Genomic DNA, 21,770 nt, shown 5'->3' on the forward strand with positions numbered 1-21,770 from the left:
TATCGGACTCCTATGCTTGATCTTCGTCAACTGTGGCAGCGCCCGGCGCGGTGGTATCCTGTGCGCCCCTTTGCCGCCGACGCCCAATGGCCTCGCGTAGCTTTGCCCGATTCAAGGTGATGCCATGACTACTCGCACCGAGGCTGTAAAAGCCTACCTGCTCGACCTGCAAGACCGCATTTGCAGTGCCCTGGAAACCTTCGAGGCGGATACGCGCTTTATCGAAGATGCCTGGACCCGCCCAGCCGGTGGCGGTGGCCGCACGCGGGTGATTGAGAACGGGGCAGTGATCGAGAAAGGCGGCGTCAACTTTTCCCATGTTTTCGGCAGCGGCCTGCCACCGTCCGCCAGTGCCCACCGTCCGGAACTCGCCGGTCGTGGTTTTGAAGCCCTTGGCGTGTCACTGGTGATCCACCCGCATAACCCCCATGTGCCGACTTCCCACGCCAATGTGCGATTTTTCATCGCCGAGAAAGAAGGCGAAGAGGCTGTCTGGTGGTTCGGTGGCGGCTTCGACCTGACGCCCTACTACGGCAACGAAGAAGACTGCATCCACTGGCACCGTGTGGCCGAGCAGGCCTGCGCGCCGTTTGGCGCAGACGTTTACCCGCGCTACAAGGCCTGGTGCGACAGCTACTTCCACATCAAGCATCGCAACGAGCCCCGCGGGATCGGCGGCCTGTTCTTCGATGACTTGAACGAGTGGGACTTCGACACCTGCTTCGCCTTTATGCGCGCCATTGGCGATGCCTACATCGACGCCTACCTGCCCATCGTCCAGCGTCGCCAGGCGCTGGCCTATACCGAGCAGCAACGCCAGTTCCAGGAGTTGCGCCGTGGGCGCTACGTGGAGTTCAACCTGGTGTACGACCGTGGCACGCTGTTTGGCCTGCAATCGGGCGGGCGCACCGAGTCGATCCTGATGTCGTTGCCACCGCAAGTGCGCTGGAGCTATGACTGGAAGGCTACCGCCGGCAGCGAAGAAGCACGTTTGACCGATTATTTCCTGCAAGACCGTGACTGGCTCGGCCTTGCTGCGCCCCAGGTGGCCAGCTGATGGATCGTTATGTGGTGTTCGGCAACCCCATCGGCCACAGCAAGTCGCCGTTGATCCATCGCTTGTTTGCCGAGCAGACGGGCGAGGCGCTGGACTACAGCACGTTGCTGGCGCCGCTTGAGGATTTCACCGGCTGTGCCCGGGAGTTTTTCCTGCATGGGCGCGGCGCCAACGTCACCGTGCCGTTCAAGGAAGAGGCCTATCGCCTGGCCAGCGCCCTGACCGAGCGCGCGCAACGCGCAGGCGCGGTGAACACCCTGAGCAAGCTGGCCGACGGCAGCCTGTTGGGTGATAACACCGATGGTGCTGGTCTGGTGCGCGACCTGACCGTCAACGCGGGCTTGAGCCTGGCGGGCAAGCGCATCCTGCTGCTCGGTGCCGGTGGCGCGGTGCGTGGGGCCTTGGAGCCGCTGCTGGCGCAACAGCCAGCCTCGCTGATCATCGCCAACCGCACCGTGGAAAAAGCCGAGTTGCTGGCCGAACTGTTCGATGACCTGGGGCCGGTGTCTGCCAGTGGCTTCGATTGGCTGAGTGAGCCGGTGGACTTGATCATCAACGCCACCTCCGCAAGCCTGTCAGGCGATGTACCGCCGATTGCCAGCAGCCTGATCGATCCGGGCAAGACCTTTTGCTACGACATGATGTATGCCAAGGAACCGACGGCATTCTGCCGCTGGGCCACTGAACACGGCGCGGCAGTGGCGATGGATGGCCTGGGCATGTTGGTGGAGCAGGCCGCGGAAGCCTTCTACCTGTGGCGCGGCGTGCGCCCGGATTCGGCGCCGGTGCTGGCCGAGCTGCGGCGCCAGTTGGCCCTGTAATCGCGCCTCTGTAGGAGCCGGCTTGCCGGCGATGGCGATTTCAAGGCCGCCATCGCCGGCAAGCCGGCTCCTACAGAAAAGCGGTATTCAGTCTTCGAAATGGATGGGGCACTTGTCGGCCCCTTCCAGTTTCTTCAACTCTTCGACCACCTGCGGCCGCGCCCGGCGCAACGTCAGGCTGCGCCCCAACCCGCGCAAACGGCGGGCCTCCTGGTGCAGCATCTCCACCCCTGAATAGTCGATAAAGTTGATCTGTTGCGCCTCGATCACCACCCGTTGGCCTTGCAGGCGCTGCAAGCGCACTTGCAGGTAGTGGCTGGCGCCAAAGAAGATCGAGCCGCCGACCCGCAGCACATCATCGTCACCGTCGCGCCACTGTTGCACCCGTGGTTGCGAGGTGCGCTTGAGGTAGAAGAACAGCGACGCCAGCACGCCTGCATAAATCGCCGTTTGCAGCTCTAGCAGCAAGGTGGCCAGGCATGTCAGGCCCATCACCACAAACTCCGCACGGCTGACCCGCCACAGTGCGCGAATGCCCCGATGATCCACCAGGCCCCAGCAGATCAGCAGGATGCTGGCGGCCATGCTCGGGATCGGGATGTGCGCGATCAGTACCGCACCGAACAGCGCAAACAGCGCGACCCACAACGCAGAGAACACCCCCGCCAGTGGCGAGCAGGCGCCCGCCTCGTAGCTCAGGCCCGAGCGGGTGAAGGATCCGGCCGACAGGTAGCCGGAGAAAAATCCGCCGACGATATTGGATAAACCCTGGGCGCGGACCTCCTGATTGGCGTCGAGCAACTGCTGCGAACGCGCCGACAGCGAGCGGGCAATCGACAGGCTGGTCACCAGCCCCAACATGCCGACCGCCACGGCGCTGGGCAGCAGGCGCAGGATCATATCCAAGTCCAGCGGCAACGGGCTGAACGGCGGCAATTGGCCGACAAATGAGCTGACCCGCGCCACATGCCCGAACATCGCCGGCCACGCCCACGCCACCAGGCTGCCGAGGACCAGGGCAATCAACAGGCTCGGCCAGCGCGGCACGCAATATTTGAGCAGCACGCCCACCAGCAAGGTGCCGAGCCCGAGGGCCAGGGACGGGCGATCCCATTCGCCGCTGTGGTCGATCAGTGCCAGCAGGCTGTTGAACGCCGTGCCCTGGCTGGGCAGGTCGAGCCCCAGCAGGTTGGGCAATTGGCCCAGGGCAATGACAGCTGCCGCGCCAAGGGTGAAGCCGAGGACTACGGAATGGGAGACGAAATTGACCAGCGCGCCAAAGCGCAACATGCCCAACAGCCATTGGAATACACCGGCGAGCAAGGTCAGCAACAGGGTCAAGGTGATGTAGTCCTGCGAGCCGGGCACCGCCAGCGGGCTGATGCTGGCGTAGAGCACAATGGAAATCGCCGCCGTCGGGCCGCAGATCAAGTGCCACGAAGAGCCCCACAGGCAGGCAATCAGCACCGGGACGATCGCCGCATACAGGCCGTATTCGGGAGGCAGGCCGGCGATCAGGGCATAGGCGATCGATTGCGGCAAGGCCAGCACTGCGCCGCTGAGGCCGACAATCGCATCCCGGCCAACGCTGGCGCGGGTCTGGCGCGGTAGCCAGCGCAGGAATGGGAGCAGAGTGTGGGGCCGGGACATGGATCGCTCGAAATACTGTAGGAGCGAGCTTGCTCGCGAAGATGGATAACGATAACGCGGGTTGCCTGAAAAAACGCGGCGTTTTCGAATTCTTCGCCGGCAAGCCGGCTCCTACAGGGTGATAGGAAGACCTGTAGGAACCAGGGCAATATTTAGAGTTTGGCTTTGACCGCGGCCAATGCCTCCTGGCCATCGAGGGTTTCAACCCCCTCCAGCCACTTGTCCAAAACCGCCGGGTTGGCCTTGATCCACGCCTTGGCCGCTTCGCTATTGCTGACCTTGTTGTTCACCACCTCGGCCATGATGCTGTTCTCCATGTCCTGGGTGAACTTAAGGTTGGTCAGCAGCTTGGCCACATTCGGGCAGGCCTGTGCATAACCTTTGCGCGTCAGGGTGTACACGCTGCCGGTGTCGCCGAAGTATTTTTCCCCGCCCTTGAGGTAGCGCATCTTCAACTGCACGTTCATCGGGTGCGGTGTCCAGCCGAGAAAGGTGACGAAACGCTCGCGCTTCACCGCCCTGGACACTTCGGCCAGCATCGCCTGCTCGCTGGACTCGATCAGCTTCCATTGGCCGAGGTCGAAGTCGTTCTTCTGGATGATTTCCTTCAGCGAAAGATTGGCCGGCGCGCCGGACCCGATGCCATAGATCTTCTTGTCGAACTTGTCGGCAAATTTATTCAGATCGGCAAAGTCATGCACGCCGGCCTCCCACACATAGTCCGGCACCGCGAGGGTGAACTCCGTACCTTCAAGGTTCTTGGCCAGTTGCACCACATCGCCGTTGGCCACGAACTTGTCGTAGAAGCCCTGATGCGCTGGCATCCAGTTGCCCAAAAACACATCCACCTGGCCGTCCTTGAGCCCGCCGTAAGTGATCGGCACCGCCAGGGTATCGACCTTGGCCTTGTAACCCATGCCGCTGAGTAAAAAGCCGGCGATGGCGTTGGTGGCGGCAATGTCGCTCCAGCCGGGGTCGGCCATCTTCACCGTCTCGCAACGGGCGTCGGCATACACGTGGGTGGCACTGAGCAACAATGCGGTACTGACGACTGTGGATAACTTTTGCATGGCCTTCCCCTTACTGGATTTATTGGTTTTGGCAGGGTTGTGGATAACGAGCCTTGCGCTCCAGATCGTCGAGGTCGATATGGTTGCGCATGTACTGCTGGCTGGCGTCGACCAGCGGCTGGTGATCCCAGCTCTTGAGTTTGCCCACCGCCAAGGCTTCGCATACCAGACGCCGGCGGCGCTGGCTGGCGAGCACTTGCTGGTGGATTGCGGGCATGTCCCATTTGGCCCGCGCCTCGGCCAGGAAGGCTTCGAACAGCGGGCGATGGGCTGGCGACTGACTGAGTTCTTCCTGCTCACGAGGGTCGCGGTGAACATCGAACAACAAGCAGGGATCGTCCTCGCTATAGATGAATTTGTAGGCGCCGCGGCGAATCATCATCAGCGGGCCGATGGTGCCTTCGGCCATGTACTCGCCGAACACTTCGTCATGCCCGCCCTGCCCTTGCAAGTGCGGGACCAGTGAGCGGCCGTCCAGAGGCAGGTCGGCCTCCAGTTCACCGCCGGCCAACTCCACCAGGGTCGGTAACAGGTCGGCGGTGGACACCGCCGTGCTCACCCGCCCGGCCTGGAATTGCCCTGGCGCACTGACCAGCAGCGGCACGCGGGCGGCCATTTCAAACCAGTGCATTTTGTACCAGAGCCCACGCTCGCCGAGCATGTCGCCGTGGTCGCCGGAGAACACGATGATCGTGTCTTCGGCCAGGCCAGTGTCTTGCAAGGTTTGCAGGAGTTTGCCGACATTGCTGTCGATGTAGCTGCACGCGCCGAAGTAAGCCCGCCGTGCATCGCGGATCTTATCCACTGGCAGCGGCTTGTCCCACAGGTCGTAGACCTTGAGCAGACGCTGGGAGTGCGGATCCTGGTCGGCCTGGGCCGGCGTTGTAGGCATCGGGATGTCGTTATCGTCGTACATATCCCAGAACGGCTTGGGAATGGTGTACGGGTCGTGGGGGTGGGTCATGGAGACCGTCAGGCAGAACGGCTGGTCGCCGTCCTCGCGAATATGGTCGAACAGGTATTGCTGGGCCTTGAACACCACCTCTTCGTCGAAATCCAGTTGGTTGGTGCGCACACATGGGCCGGCTTGCAGCACCGACGACATATTGTGATACCAGGTGGGGCGCACGTCGGGCTCATCCCAGTTCACCGCCCAACCGTAGTCGGCGGGGTAGATATCGCTGGTGAGGCGCTCTTCGTAGCCGTGCAACTGGTCCGGCCCGCAGAAATGCATCTTGCCCGACAGCGCCGTGCGATAGCCGAGGCGACGCAGGTAGTGGGCGTAGGTCGGTACATCGGCGGGGAAATCCGCCGCGTTGTCGTAGGCGCCTATCTTGCTCGGCAACTGGCCGCTGACCAGGGTAAAACGCGACGGCGCACACAGCGGGCTGTTGCAGTACGCGGCGTCGAACACCACGCCTTGGGCGGCCAGGCGGCTGAGGTTGGGCAGTTTGATTGGCGAAGGACCGTAGAACGGAAGCAACGGCGCGGCCATTTGATCGGCCATGATGAAAAGAATGTTCTTGCGCTTCATGGTTTCGCGGCATTCCATAGTCAATATTTATGCGATTGAGCATGGGGGCCATGGAATACGTGGTAAAGCCCATACAGAGCAATGTCTAGGATAAATACCGCTTATGTATAAAGCCCTGGGTAACCTGTCGCTGGACCTGCTGCGGGCCTTCGAAACCGCCGCCCGTCACCGCAGCTTCACGGCGGCGGCGATGGAGCTGGGCACCACCCAGCCGGCAGTCAGCCAGCAAATCAAGCGCCTGGAAGAACAACTGGCGGTGCGGCTGTTTGACCGTATCTACCGGGGCATCGAATTGACGGATGCGGGCAGGCTGTTGTTCGAGCACGTGCAGGCTGGGTTGCAGAGCATGGATGCGGGCCTGGGGTTGATCACCCAGCAGGACCAGCACGAAGTGTTGCAAGTGGCGACCGACTTCGCCTTCGCCGCCTACTGGCTGATGCCGCGCCTGCATCGCTTTCATGAGGCCAACCCGCAGGTGGATGTGAGCCTGGTCACCAGCGAGCGCAATCACGCGACCTTGCGCAGCGATATCGACGTAGCCGTGTTGTTTGGCGATGGGCGTTTTCGCCAGGGGCACAGCCAGTGGTTGTTCAGCGAAGAAGTGTTCCCGGTGTGCAGCCCGCAACTGCTCAAGGGCCGTACCACGTCGCTGTCGCTGCAGAGCCTGCAGCAATTGCCGTTGCTGCACCTGCGCCAGGAAAACAATAACCAATGGTTCGACTGGAACGGGGTCTTTCGCGAACTGGGGATCAGCGCCGCACCGACCCCGGGCCCGCTACGTTTCGACAATTACACGCTGCTGATCCAGGCGGCGATTGCCGGCCAGGGCGTGGCCATTGGCTGGCGCCACCTGGTGGATAACCTGCTCGAGCAGAACTGGCTGTGCCGGCCGATTAGCGACACGGTGATCTCGCGCTTTGGGTATTACGTGGTATTGCCCCAGCGCAAACGGCGTGGGCAGTTGATCGAGCGGTTTGTCGACTGGCTGGCGGCCGAACAGGCCAGCAGCCTGATGCCGCCCGATTGAGGGGGCTTGTCCCCTTGCCACAGCGTTGCCTCATCGCTGAGCCTCCCAGGCTTGGCCTGCCGTCGATTGCGGTCTAGGATCGGCCGATCAACGAGTCCGGAGCCAGTCATGCAACGTATCAAGGGTTATCACGCCCATATCTACTTCGACGCCAGCACGCTCGACCAGGCGCGCAAGCTCTGTGAAGAGGCGGCGGCCATCTTCCCGGTGCGCATGGGGCGCATGCATGAGCGTGCGGTGGGGCCGCATCCGGACTGGAGCTGCCAGTTGGCCTTCGACCCGCAGTACATCGGCGTGGCGTTGCCGTGGTTGGCCCTCAACCGCAACGGTTTGGTGGTGTTTCTGCACCCGGATACCGGCGATGACCTGAAGGACCATACCGACTACGCGATCTGGATGGGGGCCATGCGTCCGTTGGATTTGTCTATTTTTTAACCAGTTTCTGTCGGTCGAATCCTCACGTTTATGTGCATAGAGCAGCACGGGGACGTGGGGATTTTTTCTACGCTGTTCCATTATGTGGGATCGGTATTTATATATTGAGATATCCAGAGCCTTAGGTTTATAGTCGGCCATCTGCCACATTCCAGGTGAAGCAATGCCAGCGCACTTGATCGCGCTCGATTGGGGAACCAGTTCCCTTCGTGCTTATAAACTCGGCCCCGATGGCCAGGTCCTCGAACAGCGCTCGTTGGCGTCGGGGATCATGCATTTGCCCAGTGAACCGCGGTTGATTGCCGGCGTTCACTGCAGTGATGGTTTTGAGCTGGCCTTTGATGCCGCGTGCGGCGACTGGCTCGACGCGCAGCCCGGTCTGCCGGTGATTGCCTGCGGCATGGTCGGCAGCGCCCAGGGTTGGAGCGAAGCGGCCTATCGCCATACGCCGGTCGACGTTGCCAGCCTGGGCCTGGCGCTGCACAAGGTGCGCAGCCGGCGCGGTGTCGATGTGCATATCGTGCCCGGCGTGATCGAGCAGGTCGGTTTGCCCAACGTGATGCGCGGCGAAGAAACCCAGGTGCTCGGCGTGCTGCAAGGCTTTGCGGCCAGCGCTGAGTTATTGATCGGCCTGCCCGGCAGCCATTCCAAATGGGTCGAGGTAATTGCAGGTCGCATCACCCACTTTGACACCTTCATGACCGGTGAGCTGTTCGCGGTGCTGAGCACCCACAGCATTCTCGGGCGCACTCAAAAGATCGCCGGGCAGTTCCAGGCTGAGGCCTTTGACCGAGGCGTGCGCGTGGCGCTTTCACCGGACGGCCAACGCGGTGTGCTGTCGACGCTATTCAGCGCGCGCACGCTGGGGTTGACCGCCGAACTGGCTGCCGAGCAGCAGTCGGACTACCTGTCCGGCTTGCTGATTGGTCATGAACTGGCCGGCTTGCCCGACCGTACTCGCAACACGCCGATCATCCTGGTAGGCGCCACCGCCCTCTGCGCCCGTTATCAACGCGCCCTCGCCCTGTGTGGTTTCAGCCAAATCAGCCTCGCGCAACAAGCGACCGAGCGCGGCCTGTGGCAATTGGCGCTGGCCGCCGGGCTCACTCAACCTGCAATCGAGGCCTGACATGCTCAAGCAAGCACTCACACACAACGGTTTGATCGCGATCCTGCGGGGCCTGCGCCCGGATGAGGCCGGCGCTGTCGGCCAGGTGCTGTACCAGGCAGGGTTGCGGGTAATCGAAGTGCCGCTCAACTCGCCCGATCCCTACACCAGCATCCGCACCCTGCGTGAGACGTTGCCCGCCGATTGCCTGATCGGCGCCGGCACGGTGCTGACGCCCGAGCAGGTGGAACAGGTGAAGGCGGCCGGTGGCCAGGTCATCGTCATGCCCCACAGCGACGCCAAGGTGCTACGTGCGGCAAAAGCTGCGGGCCTGTACCTGTCGCCCGGCGTTGCGACCCTCACCGAAGCCTTTGCCGCCCTGGCCGAAGGCGCCGATGTGCTGAAGCTGTTTCCGGCCGAGCAAATGGGCCCAGCGGTGGTCAAGGCCTGGCTGGCGGTGTTGCCGGCCGGCACGGTATTGCTGCCGGTGGGCGGGATTACCCCAGACAACATGCAAGTGTTCGTCGACGCCGGGGTCAAGGGGTTTGGCCTGGGTTCCGGGCTGTACAAGCCCGGCATGACGGTCGAGCAGGTGGCGAGCCGTGCCCAGGCGTATGTCGCTGCCTGGAACGCCCTGAACTGAGTGTGCCTGGCACCCCAGGTGCCGCATCCGACAAGAGAGAACAAGAAGATGAAAATCACCAAACTGACCACCTTCATCGTGCCGCCGCGCTGGTGCTTCCTCAAAGTGGAAACCGACCAGGGCGTGACCGGTTGGGGCGAGCCCGTGGTTGAAGGCCGCGCCCACACCGTGGCGGCCGCTGTCGAGGAACTGTCCGACTACTTGATCGGCAAAGACCCACGCAACATCGAAGACATCTGGACGGTGCTGTATCGCGGCGGCTTCTACCGCGGTGGCGCGATCCATATGAGTGCGCTGGCGGGTATCGACCAGGCGCTGTGGGACATCAAGGGCAAGGCCCTCGGTGTGTCGGTCAGCGACCTGCTGGGCGGCCAGGTGCGGGACAAGATTCGCGTCTATTCGTGGATCGGCGGCGACCGCCCGGCCGACACCGCCCGCGCCGCCAAGGAGGCCGTGGCCCGTGGGTTTACAGCGGTGAAGATGAACGGCACCGAGGAGCTGCAGTTTCTCGACACCTTTGACAAGGTCGACCAGGCCCTGGCGAACGTAGCCGCCGTGCGCGATGCGGTCGGGCCGAATGTCGGCATCGGCGTGGACTTCCATGGTCGCGTGCACAAGCCCATGGCCAAGGTGCTGATGAAAGAGCTGGATGCGTACAAGCTGATGTTCATCGAAGAACCGGTGCTGAGCGAAAACTACGAAGCGCTCAAAGAGCTGGCGCCGTTGACCAGCACCCCGATTGCCCTGGGTGAGCGGTTGTTTTCGCGCTGGGACTTCAAGCGTGTGCTCAGCGAAGGTTACGTCGACATCATCCAGCCGGACGCGTCCCACGCCGGCGGCATCACCGAAACCCGCAAGATCGCCAACATGGCCGAGGCCTACGACGTGGCCCTGGCGCTGCACTGCCCCCTGGGGCCGATTGCCCTGGCGGCGTGCCTGCAACTGGACGCGGTTTGCTACAACGCGTTTATCCAGGAGCAAAGCCTGGGCATTCACTACAACGAAAGCAACGACCTGCTCGATTACGTACGCGACCCGGGGGTTTTCGACTACGACCAGGGCTTTGTGAAGATCCCCAATGGGCCAGGGCTGGGGATCGAGATCAACGAGGAATATGTGATTGAACGGGCCGCCATCGGCCATCGCTGGCGCAACCCGATCTGGCGGCATGCCGATGGCAGCTTTGCCGAGTGGTGATAACGCGGTCCATGTGGGAGCTGGCTTGCCAGCGATAGCGATGTTGAATGTTCCACCGCCATCGCAGGCAAGCCAGCTCCCACCTCCCCATCAGATAGCCGTCAACCGACCTCAATAAACATAATAAGAGGCTCCCCCATGCACCCTGAAACCCTTACCGGGCAGGCATCTTTAGTCACGCCCAGCCGCAAGCGCTACTTCATCATGGTCCTGCTGTTTATCACGGTGGTGATCAACTACCTGGACCGCAGCAACCTGTCGATTGCCGCGCCGGCCCTGACCAGCGAACTGGGGATCGACCCGGTGCATGTGGGGCTGATTTTCTCGGCGTTCGGCTGGACCTACGCCGCCATGCAAATCCCCGGCGGCTGGCTGGTGGACCGGGTGCCGCCGCGCATTCTCTACACTGTCGCCCTGCTGTTGTGGTCCATCGCCACGGTGATGCTGGGATTTGCCGCCAGCTTCATTGCCCTGTTCGTGTTGCGCATGGCAGTGGGCGCCCTGGAGGCGCCGGCCTATCCAATCAACAGCCGGGTGGTCACCAGTTGGTTTCCCGAGCGTGAGCGCGCCACGGCCATTGGCTTCTACACGTCGGGGCAGTTCGTCGGGCTGGCATTCCTCACCCCGGTGCTGGCCTGGTTGCAGCACCACTATGGCTGGCACATGGTGTTTATCAGCACCGGCGCGGTAGGCATTCTCTGGGCGCTGGTGTGGTACGCGGTGTACCGCGAGCCGCGCGATTTCAAAGGGGTCAACAGCGCGGAAATCGAGCTGATCCGCGCAGGCGGCGGGCTGGTGGACCTGGATGCACAAACCGCCAAGCGCAAGGCGCCGTTCAGTTGGGTCGACCTGGGTATCGTCCTGACTAAACGCAAGCTATGGGGCATCTACCTGGGCCAGTTCTGCCTGAACTCGACCTTGTGGTTTTTCCTGACGTGGTTCCCCACCTACCTGGTGAAATATCGCGGCATGGACTTCATCAAGTCCGGCCTGCTCGCGTCGCTGCCCTTCCTCGCGGCGTTTGTCGGGGTGCTGTGTTCCGGGTTGTTTTCCGACTGGCTGATCCGCCGTGGCGCCTCGGTGGGTTTTGCGCGCAAGTTGCCAATCATCAGCGGCCTGCTGATCTCCACGGCGATCATCGGCGCCAACTTCGTCGACTCGACGCCGTTGGTGATCGCGTTCCTGGCGGTGGCGTTTTTCGGCAACGGGCTGGCGTCGATCACCTGGTCGCTGGTCTCGACCCTGGCGCCAGCGCGGTTGTTGGGATTGACGGGTGGGGTGTTCAACTTCATCGGCAACCTGGCGGCGATCACCACGCCCATCGTCATTGGCTTCCTGGCCACGGGCGACTCGTTTGCGCCGGCGATTACCTACATTGCAGTGTTGGCGTTGCTGGGGGCGCTGTCCTACATATTGCTGGTGGGCAAGGTCGAACGTATCGAACTGAAGGAATAAAGCTGTTGTAGCAGCGAGCTTGCTCGCGAAAAACGTCAAGACACCGCGTTCATCCAGGATGCCCGCGTTATCGTTGACGGTCTTCGCGAGCAAGCTCGCTCCTACAATGGGTGGGGATTATTTACGGGCGTTGCGTACACCTTCCGACAAGGCTGCACACAGGCTCAACACCCCATCAATCGCTTGCTGGTCGTTGCTGGCATTGGCGATATGGTCGATCAGTGCCGAGCCCACTACCACACCGTCCGCCAGGCGGGCGATGGCAGCGGCTTGTTGCGGGGTGCGGATGCCAAAGCCGATGCTGATCGGCAGGTCGGTATGGCGGCGCAGGCGGCCGACCGCTTCTTCGACGTGTTCCAGGGTGGCGGCACCGGCACCGGTCACACCGGCTACCGAGACGTAGTACACAAAACCCGAGCTGCCGTTGAGCACCGTCGGCAGGCGTGCATCGTCGGTGGTCGGCGTGGTCAGGCGGATAAAGTCGATGCCCGCGGCCTGGGCCGGGTCGCACAGTTCGCTGTTATGTTCCGGCGGTACGTCGACCACGATCAGGCCATCGACGCCGGCTTCTTTTGCGTCAGCGATAAAGCGTGGCACGCCGTACATGTGGATCGGGTTGAAGTAGCCCATCAATACCAGCGGCGTATCGCTGTTGTCCTTGCGGAACTCGCGCACCATTTGCAGGGTTTTCACCAGGTTCTGCTTGGCGCCCAACGCCCGGATGTTGGCCAGTTGGATCGCTGGGCCGTCGGCCATCGGGTCGGTGAAGGGCATGCCCAGCTCGATCACATCGGCGCCGGCTGCCGGCAAGCCCTTGAGGATCGCCAGGGAGGTGTCATACCCCGGGTCGCCAGCGGTGACGAAGGTCACCAGGGCGGCACGGTTTTGTTCCTTGAGTTGCGCAAAACGGGTTTGCAGGCGGCTCATCAGTGTTTCTCCTGCTTGGCGGTTTCCATATGGTGCATCACGGTCTGCATGTCTTTGTCGCCACGGCCCGACAGGTTGACCACCATCAGGTGATCCTTGGGCAGGGTCGGGGCGCGCTTGAATACTTCGGCCAGGGCGTGGGCGCTTTCCAGTGCCGGAATAATCCCTTCCAGGCGACAGCATTTGTGAAAGGCGTCGAGGGCTTCGTCGTCCGTTACCGAGGTGTACTGGACGCGGCCGATGTCGTGCAACCACGCATGCTCAGGGCCGATGCCGGGGTAATCCAGGCCCGCGGAAATCGAATGGGCGTCGATGATCTGGCCATCGTCGTCCTGCAACAGGAAGGTCCGGTTGCCGTGCAGCACGCCGGGTACGCCGCCGTTGAGGCTGGCGGCGTGCTTGCCGGTTTCGATGCCGTAGCCGGCCGCTTCGACGCCGATGATCTCGACACTGGTGTCATCGAGGAACGGGTGGAACAGGCCCATGGCATTCGAGCCACCGCCGATGCAGGCCACCAGGCTGTCCGGCAGGCGGCCTTCCTGGGCTTGCAACTGGGTGCGGGTTTCCTTGCCGATCACCGCCTGGAAGTCGCGCACCATCGCGGGGTAAGGGTGCGGGCCGGCCACGGTGCCGATCAGGTAGAAGGTGCTGTCGACGTTGGTCACCCAGTCACGCAGGGCTTCGTTCATCGCATCCTTGAGGGTGCCGGTGCCGGCCACCACGGGGATCACTTCGGCGCCCAGCAGCTTCATGCGGAACACGTTGGCCTGCTGGCGCTCGATGTCGGTGGTGCCCATGTAGATCACGCATTGCAGGCCAAACCGCGCGGCGACGGTGGCGGTGGCCACGCCGTGCATGCCGGCACCGGTCTCGGCGATGATGCGTTTCTTGCCCATGCGCCGGGCCAGCAGGATCTGGCCGATGCAGTTGTTGATCTTGTGCGCGCCGGTGTGGTTCAGCTCTTCGCGCTTGAGGTAGATCTTGGCGCCGCCGCAGAATTCGGTCAGGCGTTCGGCGAAGTACAGCGGGCTTGGGCGTCCGACGTAATCGCGCTGGAAGTAGGCAAGTTCTTCGTTGAAGGCCGGATCGATCTTCGCCGCTTCGTATTCGCGGGCCAGGTCGAGGATCAACGGCATCAGGGTTTCCGCCACGTAGCGGCCGCCGAACGCGCCAAACAGGCCGTTGGCGTCAGGGCCGTTGCGTAAATCGGTCTGGGACTGAGTCATGGGGCGCTCCAGGAACAAAGTGTGGGAGAGGCAATGACGGCCACTCTACCTCTGACGCTTGACCGTGAAAACCGATAAGATCGCCACAACCTGTCAGGAAAACTCACAGATGAGCCGAGACCTTCCCCCGCTTAACGCCCTGCGTGCATTCGAAGCCACTGCCCGCCTCAACAGCGTCAGCCAGGCTGCAGAGCAATTGCATGTGACCCATGGCGCCGTCAGCCGACAACTGAAAGTGTTGGAAGAACATCTTGGGGTGAGCCTTTTCGTCAAGGATGGGCGCGGCATTAAACTCACAGATTCCGGTGTGAGGCTGCGCGATGCCAGCTTCGAGGCGTTCGAGCGCTTGCGCGATGTGTGCGGGGAGCTGACCCAGAGCAGCGCCGACGCGCCGTTTGTGCTTGGCTGCTCTGGCAGCCTGCTGGCGCGCTGGTTCATCCCGCGGCTGGGGCGCTTGAATGCGGATTTGCCGGATTTGCGCCTGCATCTGTCGGCGGGCGAAGGCGACCTTGATCCACGGCGGCCTGGCCTGGACGCCCTGCTGCTGTTTGCCGAGCCCCCGTGGCCTGCGGATATGCAGGTATACGAACTGGCCAGCGAACGCATTGGCCCGGTGATGAGCCCGCACTTTGCCCACTACCAAGCCCTGCGCCAGGCCTCTGCGCAGGCTTTGTTGGACGAGGCTTTGTTGCACACCACTTCACGCCCGCAAGCCTGGCCCAACTGGGCACAGCACCATGGCATCGACGCTGGCGCGTTGAAGTACGGCCAGGGGTTTGAGCATTTGTATTATTTGCTGGAGGCGGCCGTGGCTGGCCTGGGGGTGGCGATCGCCCCGCAACCGCTGGTGGCGGAGGATGTGCGTGCCGGTCGCCTGGTTGCGCCGTGGGGCTTTAGCCAGACCCCGGCGCAACTGGCGTTGTGGCTACCCAAGCGCGCCGCGGATGGGCGCGCTCGGCAGTTGGCGCAGTGGCTCAAGGCTGAGCTTGCGCGCCAACCGGTTTAGTCACCGCGTTTGCACAGCAGGTAGGCAGCCAGCAGGCCCAGTGCGCCAACGGCAACGCCGGCGGTGGTCCACGGGTGTTCCTGCGCATAGTCACGGGTGGCAACCCCGGTTTCGCGGATTTTGACTTTGCTTTCTTCGTAGGCATCGCTGATCAAGTGGCGAGAGTGCTTGAGGGCATTCTCGGCATTGCTTTTGAGGGCCTTCAGGGTTTTGCGCGACTCGTCAGACGCATCGTCCTTGAGGCTCTCAAGGGATTTGAGCAGGCTCGAAATCTCGGCTTCCATGCTTTCCAATGACGCTTTGCGTAAAGAGGTGTTGGCCATGTGGGCTCTCCTGGAGTGAATGAGTAACGTGTGTTGATTCCGACTGCGGGGGTTTCAGAAAGTGCAGTAAATCTGAACTTTCAAGTGAGAAGTACCGCCAGAAGCAGTACGAAGAATCACTGCTAGGCTTCATTCAACCACCCAGGAGAACGCTCATGACTGATCATCACACCTATAAGAAAGTCGAACTGGTGGGCTCGTCGCCAACCAGCATCGAGGACGCCATCAACAATGCCCTGGCCGAGGCCAGCAAGAGCATCAAGCACCTGGAGTGGTTTGAGGTGACCGAAACCCGTGGGCACATCAAGGACGGCAAGGCCGCGCACTTTCAGGTGACCCTCAAGGTGGGCTTTCGTATTGCCAATAGTTGATAGGCACGGTTGAACTTGCACGCTGGCCGATTGCCATAACCTGCGCGACACCTTGGGGCGCCGGTGCCAAATGCATCGGCGTACATTTTTTGATCAGCGCAAGGAAGTAACGGATGAAGAAGTTTCTGTTAGCAGTAGGTTTGTTGAGCCTGGCAGGTACAGCCATGGCGGCTGGCAAGGACTGTGGCGAGCTGAAAAGCGAAATCGAGGCCAAGGTCCAGGCCAATGGCGCCTCCGGGTACACCCTGGAAATTGTCGATAAAGGCAGCGCAACCAACGGCAAAGTGGTCGGCAGTTGCGAGGGCGGTACCAAGGAAATCGTCTACAACCGCGGGTGATCCCGTGTGCCAGACATAAAAACCGACGCCAGGGCGTCGGTTTTTTTGTGCCTGCGGATCAGCCTTTCATCACTTGCGCCAGCAGCTCGTAGGAATGAATTCGATCAGCATGTTCGTACAGGTCGCAGGTAAAGATCAGCTCATCGGCACCGGTTTGCTCGATCAATACTTCCAGCTTGGCGCGAATTTTCGCCGGGCTTCCGACCATCGCCAGGCCCAGGAAGCTGCCTACCGCATCCTTCTCATGGGGCAGCCACAGGCCGTCCATGCTATCCACCGGCGGGCGCTGCACCAGGCTTTGCCCACGCATCAGGGCGAGAATGCGTTGGTAGACCGAGGTGGCCAGGTAATTGGCCTGCTCATCGGTATCGGCGGCCACCAGGGGGACGCCGAGCATCACGTAGGGTTTGTCGAGTACCGCCGAAGGCTTGAAGTGATTGCGATAGACGCGAATCGCCTCATGCATCATGCGCGGTGCGAAATGGGAGGCGAAGGCGTAGGGCAAACCGCGTTCACCGGCCAGTTGCGCGCTGAACAGGCTGGAACCGAGCAGCCACACCGGGACGTTGGTGCCGGTACCCGGTACGGCGATCACCCGTTGGTCGGGGGTGCGTGGGCCCAGGTACGCCATGAGTTCGGCCACGTCTTCGGGGAAGTCATCGGCACTGCCGGAGCGCTCGCGGCGCAGGGCGCGGGCGGTCATCTGGTCGGAACCGGGCGCGCGGCCCAGGCCCAGGTCGATACGGCCGGGGTACAGGCTTTCCAGGGTGCCGAACTGTTCAGCGATCACCAGCGGTGCATGGTTGGGCAGCATCACGCCGCCTGCGCCGACCCGGATGGTCGAGGTCCCGCCGGCCAGGTAGCCCAGCAGCACCGAGGTCGCGGAGCTGGCGATGCCATCCATATTGTGATGTTCGGCCACCCAGAAGCGGGTGTAGCCGAGTTTTTCCACGTGCTGGGCCAGGTCCAGGGAATTGCGCAGCGACTGCGCCGGGCTGCCATTGGCGCGCACCGGCACCAGGTCGAGGGTCGAAAACTTCACGTCGGACAACGGTTTCATAAGCCTGCTTCTCCTAAGGGCGCAGGCTTGTGACGAACCAAAACCTGCCGCTTCATGTGCATGCTCTATGCAATGAGGGCATATACCCGAGATTCAATAGCGAGCATGAAATTTCCTACTTGCGCGCTTGGTTTTTCCGACAGGGTGAACTTTGCCAGAGGTTCTATCCTCAGAACCTTACTGATGCACAACCACTGCTTGGGAGAACGCTATGAGTATTGTGAAAAAAGCCTCCGCACACTGGGAAGGCGACCTGAAAACCGGCCTGGGCTCTATTTCCACCGAAACCGGCGTACTGCGCGAAGCCCCCTACGGCTTCAAGGCCCGTTTCGAAGGCGGCAAGGGCACCAACCCTGAAGAACTGATCGGCGCGGCCCATGCCGGCTGCTTCTCCATGGCCTTTTCCATGATTCTCGGCGATGCCGGGCTCAAGGCCGACAGCATCGACACCCAAGCCGAAGTGACCCTGGACCAAGTGGACGGTGGTTTTGCAATCACCGCGGTCCATCTGGTCCTCAAGGCCAAGATCCCCGGCGCAAGCCAGGCGCAGTTCGATGAGCTGAGCAAAAAGGCCAAGGAGGGGTGCCCGGTGTCCAAAGTGTTGAACGCCACCATCACCCTGGATGGCACCCTCATCAACTGATCTGCGCAGGTCCAATGTGGGAGCGGGATTGCCCGCGAAGGCGCTAGGTCAGGCAACAAATGTATTGGCTGACACACCGCCTTCGCGAGCAAGTCCCCTCCCACATTTTGTTGTGCGTTAAATCAGAACTCGCGTTTCGCAAATGTGGTCTCATACCCATGCAGCCTTTGGCGCACACCCGTGCGCAGCGCATTTAGGGAGCTTCACACATGAAACGTTTTGCCTTGGCGATTATCTGCGGTGCTTTGGCCACGTCGGCGCTGGCCGCGCCGAAAGACTGTGAAGAACTGAGGAGAGAGATCGAAGTCGACCTACAGGCCAAGGCGATCCCGTCCTACACGTTGGAAATCATCACCGCCGAAGAAGCCAAGAATCACGATGAAGCCATGATCGTGGGCACCTGCGAAAACGGCACCAAGCGCATCATCTACCAGCGCAACAATAACTGATCAGGGAATACAGTTGATGCTGCGCTCCTCTGCCAGCAACTGCCGTGCGGCGTCATACAGCCGGATGTTGGGGGTAAAGCCCAGCGAGCGCCCTTCCAGGCGATAGCGCTGACCGGCTTCGAACTGGTCGTATTGCAGGGTGATAAAACACGTGCGCTCCTGGGGCTGGTTCAACCCGCCGCCCAGGCCTGCGCCGGCATACACTTCAAAATCAAAACGCACCATCAACTCGTGGCTGCCCGGTGGCACCTGGAAGTAGCGCCCATCATCGAGGGCTTTGCCGTCCAGGCGTTGCGCCATGACCAGTTTGGCGCCCGGTGTCGGGGTGGCGAAATCGACCCAGGCCTGTTGCGGGTCGGCCGGCGGGATCGGTGTGGAGGTGCAGGCGCTGAGAAAAATCGCCGCCAAGGGAAGCAGGAGCTGACGCATAGTGAGCACTCAAGCGTAGGAATCGTATGAGCATACCTCCTGTAAGCCCGTTAGTCTGGCAGGCCAATGACTCTGGAGCGGTTTGAAATGGTGCGGCGTTTATTGGCGGGGCTAGCGTGTGTGTTGCTCGGTGGTTGCTCCAGTGTCAGCTATTACAGCCAACTGGCCAGCGGCCAATGGCAACTGCTGCAGGCCCGCGAGCCGGTGGCCAAGGTGATCGCCGACCCGACGCGTGCGCAAGTTTTGCGGGAGCATTTGGCGCAATCCCAGAAGGCGCGGACCTTTGCCAGCCAAGCGTTGCACTTGCCCGACAACCAGAGCTACCGCCTGTACGCCGATATCGGTCGGCCGTACGTGGTCTGGAATGTCTTCGCTACCTCAGAATTTTCCTTGTTACCCCAGAACCATTGCTTCCCGATCGCCGGGTGTGTGGCCTATCGCGGTTATTACAGCCAAGGTGCCGCACGGGGCGAGGCTGCCTTGTTGCAACTGCGCGGCATGGATGTGTCGATTGGCGGGGTCGAGGCCTATTCCACTCTGGGCTGGTTTGATGACCCGATCATGAGTTCGATGATGCGCTGGGGCGAAGAGCGTCTGGCCACGGTGATTTTTCACGAACTGGCGCACCAGCGTTTTTATGTGAAGGACGACACTGAGTTCAATGAGTCATTTGCCACCTTTGTCGAACAGGAAGGCACCCGGCAATGGCGTACGGCCCGTGGCCTTGGGCCTGCGAGCGTGTCGGCCTTGAAGCAGCGCGACCAATTTACCCAACTGATCCTCGACACCCGCACCCGCTTGGAACGCCTGTATGCGCAGCCGTTGGCCGCCGATGCAATGCGCCAGGCCAAGGCTGACGAGTTCGAGCGTTTGCGCCGTGAGTATCGGCAGTTACGCGACAGTCAGTGGGCCGGCGACCCGCGGTATGACGCCTGGATCAATCAGCCGATGAACAATGCGCGGCTGTTGCCGTTTGGTTTGTATGACCAGTGGGTGCCAGCGTTTGCGGCGTTGTTTCGCCGGGAGGGAGGGGATTGGCTGAAGTTCTACAGTGCTGTGGAACAGTTGGGTGGGTTGCCGGTTGCGCAGCGTAAAGTGGCGTTGAAGCAGTTGGTAGGCGGTGACCTTTAGGGCCTCATCGCAGCATAAGTATCTACACAACTTTCAGAAACTGACGAACTCCTCTGTGGGAGCGGGCTTGCTCGCGATGGTCGTTAACGATGACGTTGGATATCTGACACTTTGCGGGATTCTTACTGACGCCATCGCGGGCAAGCCCGCTCCCACAGGTAGGCAGCTTTGCTTTTGCTGTTGATCTGGCTTTTGATCTTGGGCGCCCCGTTAAACCACGATGGCCGCAGGCAGGTATTGCGCAGTGGGCACCCCGGCAGGATGCCGGGGTAGCCGCGACACGGCCATGGATGGCCGATCGCGGCGGGCCCACGGAGCAATGCCTGACTGCGGGCATGCCGAGCCTAGGCGAGGCACCGAGTGGTGGGGCAAGAAGCGTTTTGCTTACTTTTGCGCTGTTCAAAAGTGAGCCGCCGTAAGGGCGGAACCCATGGCCGCCGTTACCGCAGCAATGGATATGCCCCCTACATCAGCCCAAAACCCAGAGCCCAGAAGTATCAGAGAGTTGTGTAGATACTCATGCTCATCGCAGGCAAGCCAGCTCCCACATTTGACGGTGTTCACACATCAACATGTGGGAGCGGGCTTGCCCGCGATAGCCATCTCACGCCCGCCGCAAAAACGCCTGATGCATCTCGTCCAACGTCTCAAAATGCCAGCGCGGCGCCTGCGCACTCAACTCTTCAAAACTACCAAACCCATACCCCACCGCCGCCGCATCCAGCCCATTGCTGCGCGCGCCGATCAGGTCGTGCTTGCGGTCGCCGATCATCAAGGTGCTGGCCGGATCCAGGCCTTCTTCGTGCATCAAGTGGGCGATCAATTCGACCTTGTTGGTACGGGTACCGTCGAGCTCACTGCCGTAGATCACCTTGAAGTGCTTGGCGAAATCGAAATGCCTGGCGATCTCCCGGGCAAATTCCCACGGCTTGGAGGTAGCCACATACAACTGGCGCCCCTGGCCATTCAATTCTTCGAGGAGTGGCATGACCCCGTCAAACACGCGGTTTTCATAGAGCCCGGTGACTTTGAAGCGCTCGCGGTAGAAATTCACCGCCTCCCACGCGCGGGCCTCGTCGAAGTCGTAGAACTGCATAAAGGCCTGCAGCAGCGGCGGGCCGATAAAGTGCTCGAGTTTGGTCAGGTCAGGCTCATCGATACCCAGCTTGGCCAGGGCGTACTGGATCGAACGGGTGATGCCTTCCCGTGGGTCGGTCAGGGTGCCGTCCAGGTCAAACAGGACAGTCTGGTAATCCAGGGTCATTGGTCGAATCCTTCTGCCAGGTGCAGGTCCTTGAGCTTCACGTAGTTCGCGGCGCTGTAGGTGAAAAAGGCGCGTTCCTTGTCAGTCAGCGCGCGGATTTGTTTAACCGGGCTACCCACATACAAAAAACCGCTTTCCAGTTTTTTGCCCGGCGGCACCAGGCTGCCGGCACCGATGATCACATCGTCTTCAACCACCGCGCCGTCCATCACAATGCTGCCCATGCCGATCAGGATGCGACTGCCGACGCTGCAGCCATGCAGCATGACTTTGTGGGCGATGGTCACGTCGTCGCCGATCAGCAGCGGGAAGCCGTCCGGGTTGAAGGGGCCGGCGTGGGTAATGTGCAGCACGCAGCCATCCTGCACGCTGGTGCGGGCACCGATGCGGATGCGGTGCATGTCGCCGCGAATCACCGTCAGCGGCCAGACCGAGCTGTCTGCGCCGATTTCAACATCGCCGATCACCACCGCCGAAGCATCGACGAAAGCCCCGGCGCCGAGGGTTGGCGTGTGATTCTGATAGGTGCGAAGGGTCACGATAGCCTCTCTCTGTTTGGTTGATAGCTGCGGTGGACGTTGATTGTAATTAAGATGGCCCCATCTT

24 protein-coding genes are annotated in these 21,770 nt (G+C 61.5%); 14 read left to right on the forward strand and 10 right to left on the reverse strand.

The window, feature by feature from the left end; all coding sequences use genetic code 11:
* Positions 1–124: 124 nt before the first annotated feature.
* Complete coding sequence (hemF, locus tag HKK57_RS09405) at positions 125–1,057, forward strand: oxygen-dependent coproporphyrinogen oxidase (RefSeq protein ID WP_029290237.1); 933 nt, start codon at positions 125–127, stop codon at positions 1,055–1,057.
* Positions 1,057–1,878: a shikimate dehydrogenase gene (gene aroE, locus HKK57_RS09410; RefSeq protein WP_070996592.1), complete on the forward strand. Its 822-nt coding sequence runs from the start codon at positions 1,057–1,059 to the stop codon at positions 1,876–1,878. The genes hemF and aroE overlap by 1 nt, the downstream gene beginning before the upstream one ends.
* Positions 1,879–1,965: 87 nt before the next feature.
* Here aroE and HKK57_RS09415 read toward each other — a convergent pair whose 3' ends face one another.
* From HKK57_RS09415 to betC, 3 genes are all read right to left on the reverse strand, one after another.
* Positions 1,966–3,528, reverse strand: a complete 1,563-nt coding sequence (locus tag HKK57_RS09415; RefSeq protein ID WP_169390065.1) for a SulP family inorganic anion transporter — start codon at positions 3,526–3,528, stop codon at positions 1,966–1,968.
* Between the two features lie 152 nt (positions 3,529–3,680).
* A complete protein-coding gene (gene choX, locus HKK57_RS09420; protein ID WP_029290243.1) occupies positions 3,681–4,598 on the reverse strand; it encodes a choline ABC transporter substrate-binding protein in 918 nt (305 codons plus the stop codon).
* A gap of 19 nt (positions 4,599–4,617) precedes the next feature.
* Positions 4,618–6,132, reverse strand: coding sequence for a choline-sulfatase (gene betC, locus HKK57_RS09425; protein WP_169390066.1), 1,515 nt, complete (start codon positions 6,130–6,132; stop codon positions 4,618–4,620).
* A gap of 103 nt (positions 6,133–6,235) precedes the next feature.
* Between betC and HKK57_RS09430 the strand changes: the two genes are divergently transcribed.
* The 6 genes from HKK57_RS09430 to HKK57_RS09455 all read left to right on the forward strand — a co-directional run bounded on the left by HKK57_RS09430 (position 6,236) and on the right by HKK57_RS09455 (position 11,997).
* Complete coding sequence (locus HKK57_RS09430) at positions 6,236–7,159, forward strand: choline sulfate utilization transcriptional regulator (RefSeq protein WP_169390067.1); 924 nt, start codon at positions 6,236–6,238, stop codon at positions 7,157–7,159.
* Positions 7,160–7,267: 108 nt separating this feature from the next.
* Positions 7,268–7,594: a DOPA 4,5-dioxygenase family protein gene (locus HKK57_RS09435; protein ID WP_029290249.1), complete on the forward strand. Its 327-nt coding sequence runs from the start codon at positions 7,268–7,270 to the stop codon at positions 7,592–7,594.
* A 163-nt stretch (positions 7,595–7,757) separates the two neighbouring features.
* Positions 7,758–8,723, forward strand: coding sequence for a 2-dehydro-3-deoxygalactonokinase (locus HKK57_RS09440; RefSeq protein WP_169390068.1), 966 nt, complete (start codon positions 7,758–7,760; stop codon positions 8,721–8,723).
* Between the two features lies 1 nt (position 8,724).
* The gene (locus tag HKK57_RS09445) at positions 8,725–9,345 is read left to right on the forward strand and encodes a 2-dehydro-3-deoxy-6-phosphogalactonate aldolase (protein ID WP_169390069.1); all 621 of its coding nucleotides are present in this window, start codon (positions 8,725–8,727) and stop codon (positions 9,343–9,345) included.
* Positions 9,346–9,393: 48 nt separating this feature from the next.
* Entirely contained in the window at positions 9,394–10,542 is a 1,149-nt protein-coding gene (gene dgoD / locus HKK57_RS09450; protein WP_029290255.1) for a galactonate dehydratase, read from the forward strand.
* Between the two features lie 138 nt (positions 10,543–10,680).
* Entirely contained in the window at positions 10,681–11,997 is a 1,317-nt protein-coding gene (locus HKK57_RS09455; protein ID WP_029290257.1) for an MFS transporter, read from the forward strand.
* A 117-nt stretch (positions 11,998–12,114) separates the two neighbouring features.
* Here HKK57_RS09455 and trpA read toward each other — a convergent pair whose 3' ends face one another.
* Both trpA and trpB read right to left on the reverse strand, forming a co-directional pair.
* Positions 12,115–12,924: a tryptophan synthase subunit alpha gene (gene trpA / locus HKK57_RS09460; protein ID WP_029290259.1), complete on the reverse strand. Its 810-nt coding sequence runs from the start codon at positions 12,922–12,924 to the stop codon at positions 12,115–12,117.
* Positions 12,924–14,150, reverse strand: coding sequence for a tryptophan synthase subunit beta (gene trpB / locus HKK57_RS09465; protein WP_154908008.1), 1,227 nt, complete (start codon positions 14,148–14,150; stop codon positions 12,924–12,926). Before trpB ends, trpA begins: the two co-directional genes overlap by 1 nt.
* 109 nt (positions 14,151–14,259) lie before the next feature.
* Here trpB and HKK57_RS09470 point away from each other — a divergent pair, with 109 nt between their 5' ends.
* A complete protein-coding gene (locus HKK57_RS09470) occupies positions 14,260–15,156 on the forward strand; it encodes a LysR family transcriptional regulator (protein ID WP_169390070.1) in 897 nt (298 codons plus the stop codon).
* On the opposite strand, the gene HKK57_RS09475 is transcribed toward HKK57_RS09470, so the two are convergent.
* Positions 15,153–15,479, reverse strand: coding sequence for a DUF883 family protein (locus HKK57_RS09475; protein ID WP_003170746.1), 327 nt, complete (start codon positions 15,477–15,479; stop codon positions 15,153–15,155). The two genes, HKK57_RS09470 and HKK57_RS09475, sit on opposite strands and share 4 nt — an antisense overlap.
* A 155-nt stretch (positions 15,480–15,634) precedes the next feature.
* Between HKK57_RS09475 and HKK57_RS09480 the strand changes: the two genes are divergently transcribed.
* Both HKK57_RS09480 and HKK57_RS09485 read left to right on the forward strand, forming a co-directional pair.
* Positions 15,635–15,850: a dodecin gene (locus HKK57_RS09480; protein ID WP_029290270.1), complete on the forward strand. Its 216-nt coding sequence runs from the start codon at positions 15,635–15,637 to the stop codon at positions 15,848–15,850.
* A gap of 113 nt (positions 15,851–15,963) precedes the next feature.
* The gene (locus HKK57_RS09485; RefSeq protein ID WP_029290272.1) at positions 15,964–16,188 is read left to right on the forward strand and encodes a DUF1161 domain-containing protein; all 225 of its coding nucleotides are present in this window, start codon (positions 15,964–15,966) and stop codon (positions 16,186–16,188) included.
* Positions 16,189–16,246: 58 nt separating this feature from the next.
* Here HKK57_RS09485 and HKK57_RS09490 read toward each other — a convergent pair whose 3' ends face one another.
* A complete protein-coding gene (locus tag HKK57_RS09490) occupies positions 16,247–17,248 on the reverse strand; it encodes an LLM class flavin-dependent oxidoreductase (protein ID WP_029290274.1) in 1,002 nt (333 codons plus the stop codon).
* Between the two features lie 211 nt (positions 17,249–17,459).
* On the opposite strand from HKK57_RS09490, the gene HKK57_RS09495 reads away from it, so the two are divergent.
* Complete coding sequence (locus HKK57_RS09495; protein WP_029290276.1) at positions 17,460–17,891, forward strand: OsmC family protein; 432 nt, start codon at positions 17,460–17,462, stop codon at positions 17,889–17,891.
* Between the two features lie 209 nt (positions 17,892–18,100).
* Positions 18,101–18,340, forward strand: coding sequence for a DUF1161 domain-containing protein (locus HKK57_RS09500; RefSeq protein WP_029290278.1), 240 nt, complete (start codon positions 18,101–18,103; stop codon positions 18,338–18,340).
* Here the strand turns inward: HKK57_RS09500 and HKK57_RS09505 are convergent, their stop codons facing one another.
* Positions 18,341–18,769, reverse strand: a complete 429-nt coding sequence (locus HKK57_RS09505) for a PA0061/PA0062 family lipoprotein (RefSeq protein WP_169390071.1) — start codon at positions 18,767–18,769, stop codon at positions 18,341–18,343.
* Between the two features lie 87 nt (positions 18,770–18,856).
* On the opposite strand from HKK57_RS09505, the gene HKK57_RS09510 reads away from it, so the two are divergent.
* Positions 18,857–19,900: an aminopeptidase gene (locus HKK57_RS09510; protein ID WP_169391188.1), complete on the forward strand. Its 1,044-nt coding sequence runs from the start codon at positions 18,857–18,859 to the stop codon at positions 19,898–19,900.
* Between the two features lie 604 nt (positions 19,901–20,504).
* Here the strand turns inward: HKK57_RS09510 and HKK57_RS09515 are convergent.
* Positions 20,505–21,164: an HAD family hydrolase gene (locus tag HKK57_RS09515; RefSeq protein WP_169390072.1), complete on the reverse strand. Its 660-nt coding sequence runs from the start codon at positions 21,162–21,164 to the stop codon at positions 20,505–20,507.
* On the reverse strand, positions 21,161–21,703 hold the full coding sequence (locus HKK57_RS09520) for a gamma carbonic anhydrase family protein (protein WP_029290286.1): 543 nt from the start codon (positions 21,701–21,703) through the stop codon (positions 21,161–21,163). Before HKK57_RS09520 ends, HKK57_RS09515 begins: the two co-directional genes overlap by 4 nt.
* Between the last annotated feature and the right edge of the window lie 67 nt (positions 21,704–21,770).

Origin of the sequence: Pseudomonas sp. ADAK21 (assembly GCF_012935735.1) — a bacterium.
Taxonomy (GTDB): Bacteria; Pseudomonadota; Gammaproteobacteria; order Pseudomonadales; family Pseudomonadaceae; genus Aquipseudomonas; species Aquipseudomonas proteolytica.

Coding starts and splice junctions, on each gene's coding strand:
- HKK57_RS09415 (WP_169390065.1), bottom strand. CDS start 3,528: ATGTCCCGGCCCCACACTCTGCTCCCATTCCTGCGCTGGCTACCGCGC.
- HKK57_RS09505 (WP_169390071.1), bottom strand. CDS start 18,769: ATGCGTCAGCTCCTGCTTCCCTTGGCGGCGATTTTTCTCAGCGCCTGC.
- HKK57_RS09500 (WP_029290278.1), top strand. CDS start 18,101: ATGAAACGTTTTGCCTTGGCGATTATCTGCGGTGCTTTGGCCACGTCG.
- HKK57_RS09475 (WP_003170746.1), bottom strand. CDS start 15,479: ATGGCCAACACCTCTTTACGCAAAGCGTCATTGGAAAGCATGGAAGCC.
- aroE (WP_070996592.1), top strand. CDS start 1,057: ATGGATCGTTATGTGGTGTTCGGCAACCCCATCGGCCACAGCAAGTCG.
- HKK57_RS09485 (WP_029290272.1), top strand. CDS start 15,964: ATGAAGAAGTTTCTGTTAGCAGTAGGTTTGTTGAGCCTGGCAGGTACA.
- trpA (WP_029290259.1), bottom strand. CDS start 12,924: ATGAGCCGCCTGCAAACCCGTTTTGCGCAACTCAAGGAACAAAACCGT.
- HKK57_RS09510 (WP_169391188.1), top strand. CDS start 18,857: ATGGTGCGGCGTTTATTGGCGGGGCTAGCGTGTGTGTTGCTCGGTGGT.
- trpB (WP_154908008.1), bottom strand. CDS start 14,150: ATGACTCAGTCCCAGACCGATTTACGCAACGGCCCTGACGCCAACGGC.
- HKK57_RS09480 (WP_029290270.1), top strand. CDS start 15,635: ATGACTGATCATCACACCTATAAGAAAGTCGAACTGGTGGGCTCGTCG.
- HKK57_RS09490 (WP_029290274.1), bottom strand. CDS start 17,248: ATGAAACCGTTGTCCGACGTGAAGTTTTCGACCCTCGACCTGGTGCCG.
- HKK57_RS09455 (WP_029290257.1), top strand. CDS start 10,681: ATGCACCCTGAAACCCTTACCGGGCAGGCATCTTTAGTCACGCCCAGC.
- HKK57_RS09430 (WP_169390067.1), top strand. CDS start 6,236: ATGTATAAAGCCCTGGGTAACCTGTCGCTGGACCTGCTGCGGGCCTTC.
- HKK57_RS09495 (WP_029290276.1), top strand. CDS start 17,460: ATGAGTATTGTGAAAAAAGCCTCCGCACACTGGGAAGGCGACCTGAAA.
- HKK57_RS09435 (WP_029290249.1), top strand. CDS start 7,268: ATGCAACGTATCAAGGGTTATCACGCCCATATCTACTTCGACGCCAGC.
- choX (WP_029290243.1), bottom strand. CDS start 4,598: ATGCAAAAGTTATCCACAGTCGTCAGTACCGCATTGTTGCTCAGTGCC.
- betC (WP_169390066.1), bottom strand. CDS start 6,132: ATGAAGCGCAAGAACATTCTTTTCATCATGGCCGATCAAATGGCCGCG.
- dgoD (WP_029290255.1), top strand. CDS start 9,394: ATGAAAATCACCAAACTGACCACCTTCATCGTGCCGCCGCGCTGGTGC.
- HKK57_RS09440 (WP_169390068.1), top strand. CDS start 7,758: ATGCCAGCGCACTTGATCGCGCTCGATTGGGGAACCAGTTCCCTTCGT.
- HKK57_RS09445 (WP_169390069.1), top strand. CDS start 8,725: ATGCTCAAGCAAGCACTCACACACAACGGTTTGATCGCGATCCTGCGG.
- HKK57_RS09470 (WP_169390070.1), top strand. CDS start 14,260: ATGAGCCGAGACCTTCCCCCGCTTAACGCCCTGCGTGCATTCGAAGCC.
- HKK57_RS09515 (WP_169390072.1), bottom strand. CDS start 21,164: ATGACCCTGGATTACCAGACTGTCCTGTTTGACCTGGACGGCACCCTG.
- hemF (WP_029290237.1), top strand. CDS start 125: ATGACTACTCGCACCGAGGCTGTAAAAGCCTACCTGCTCGACCTGCAA.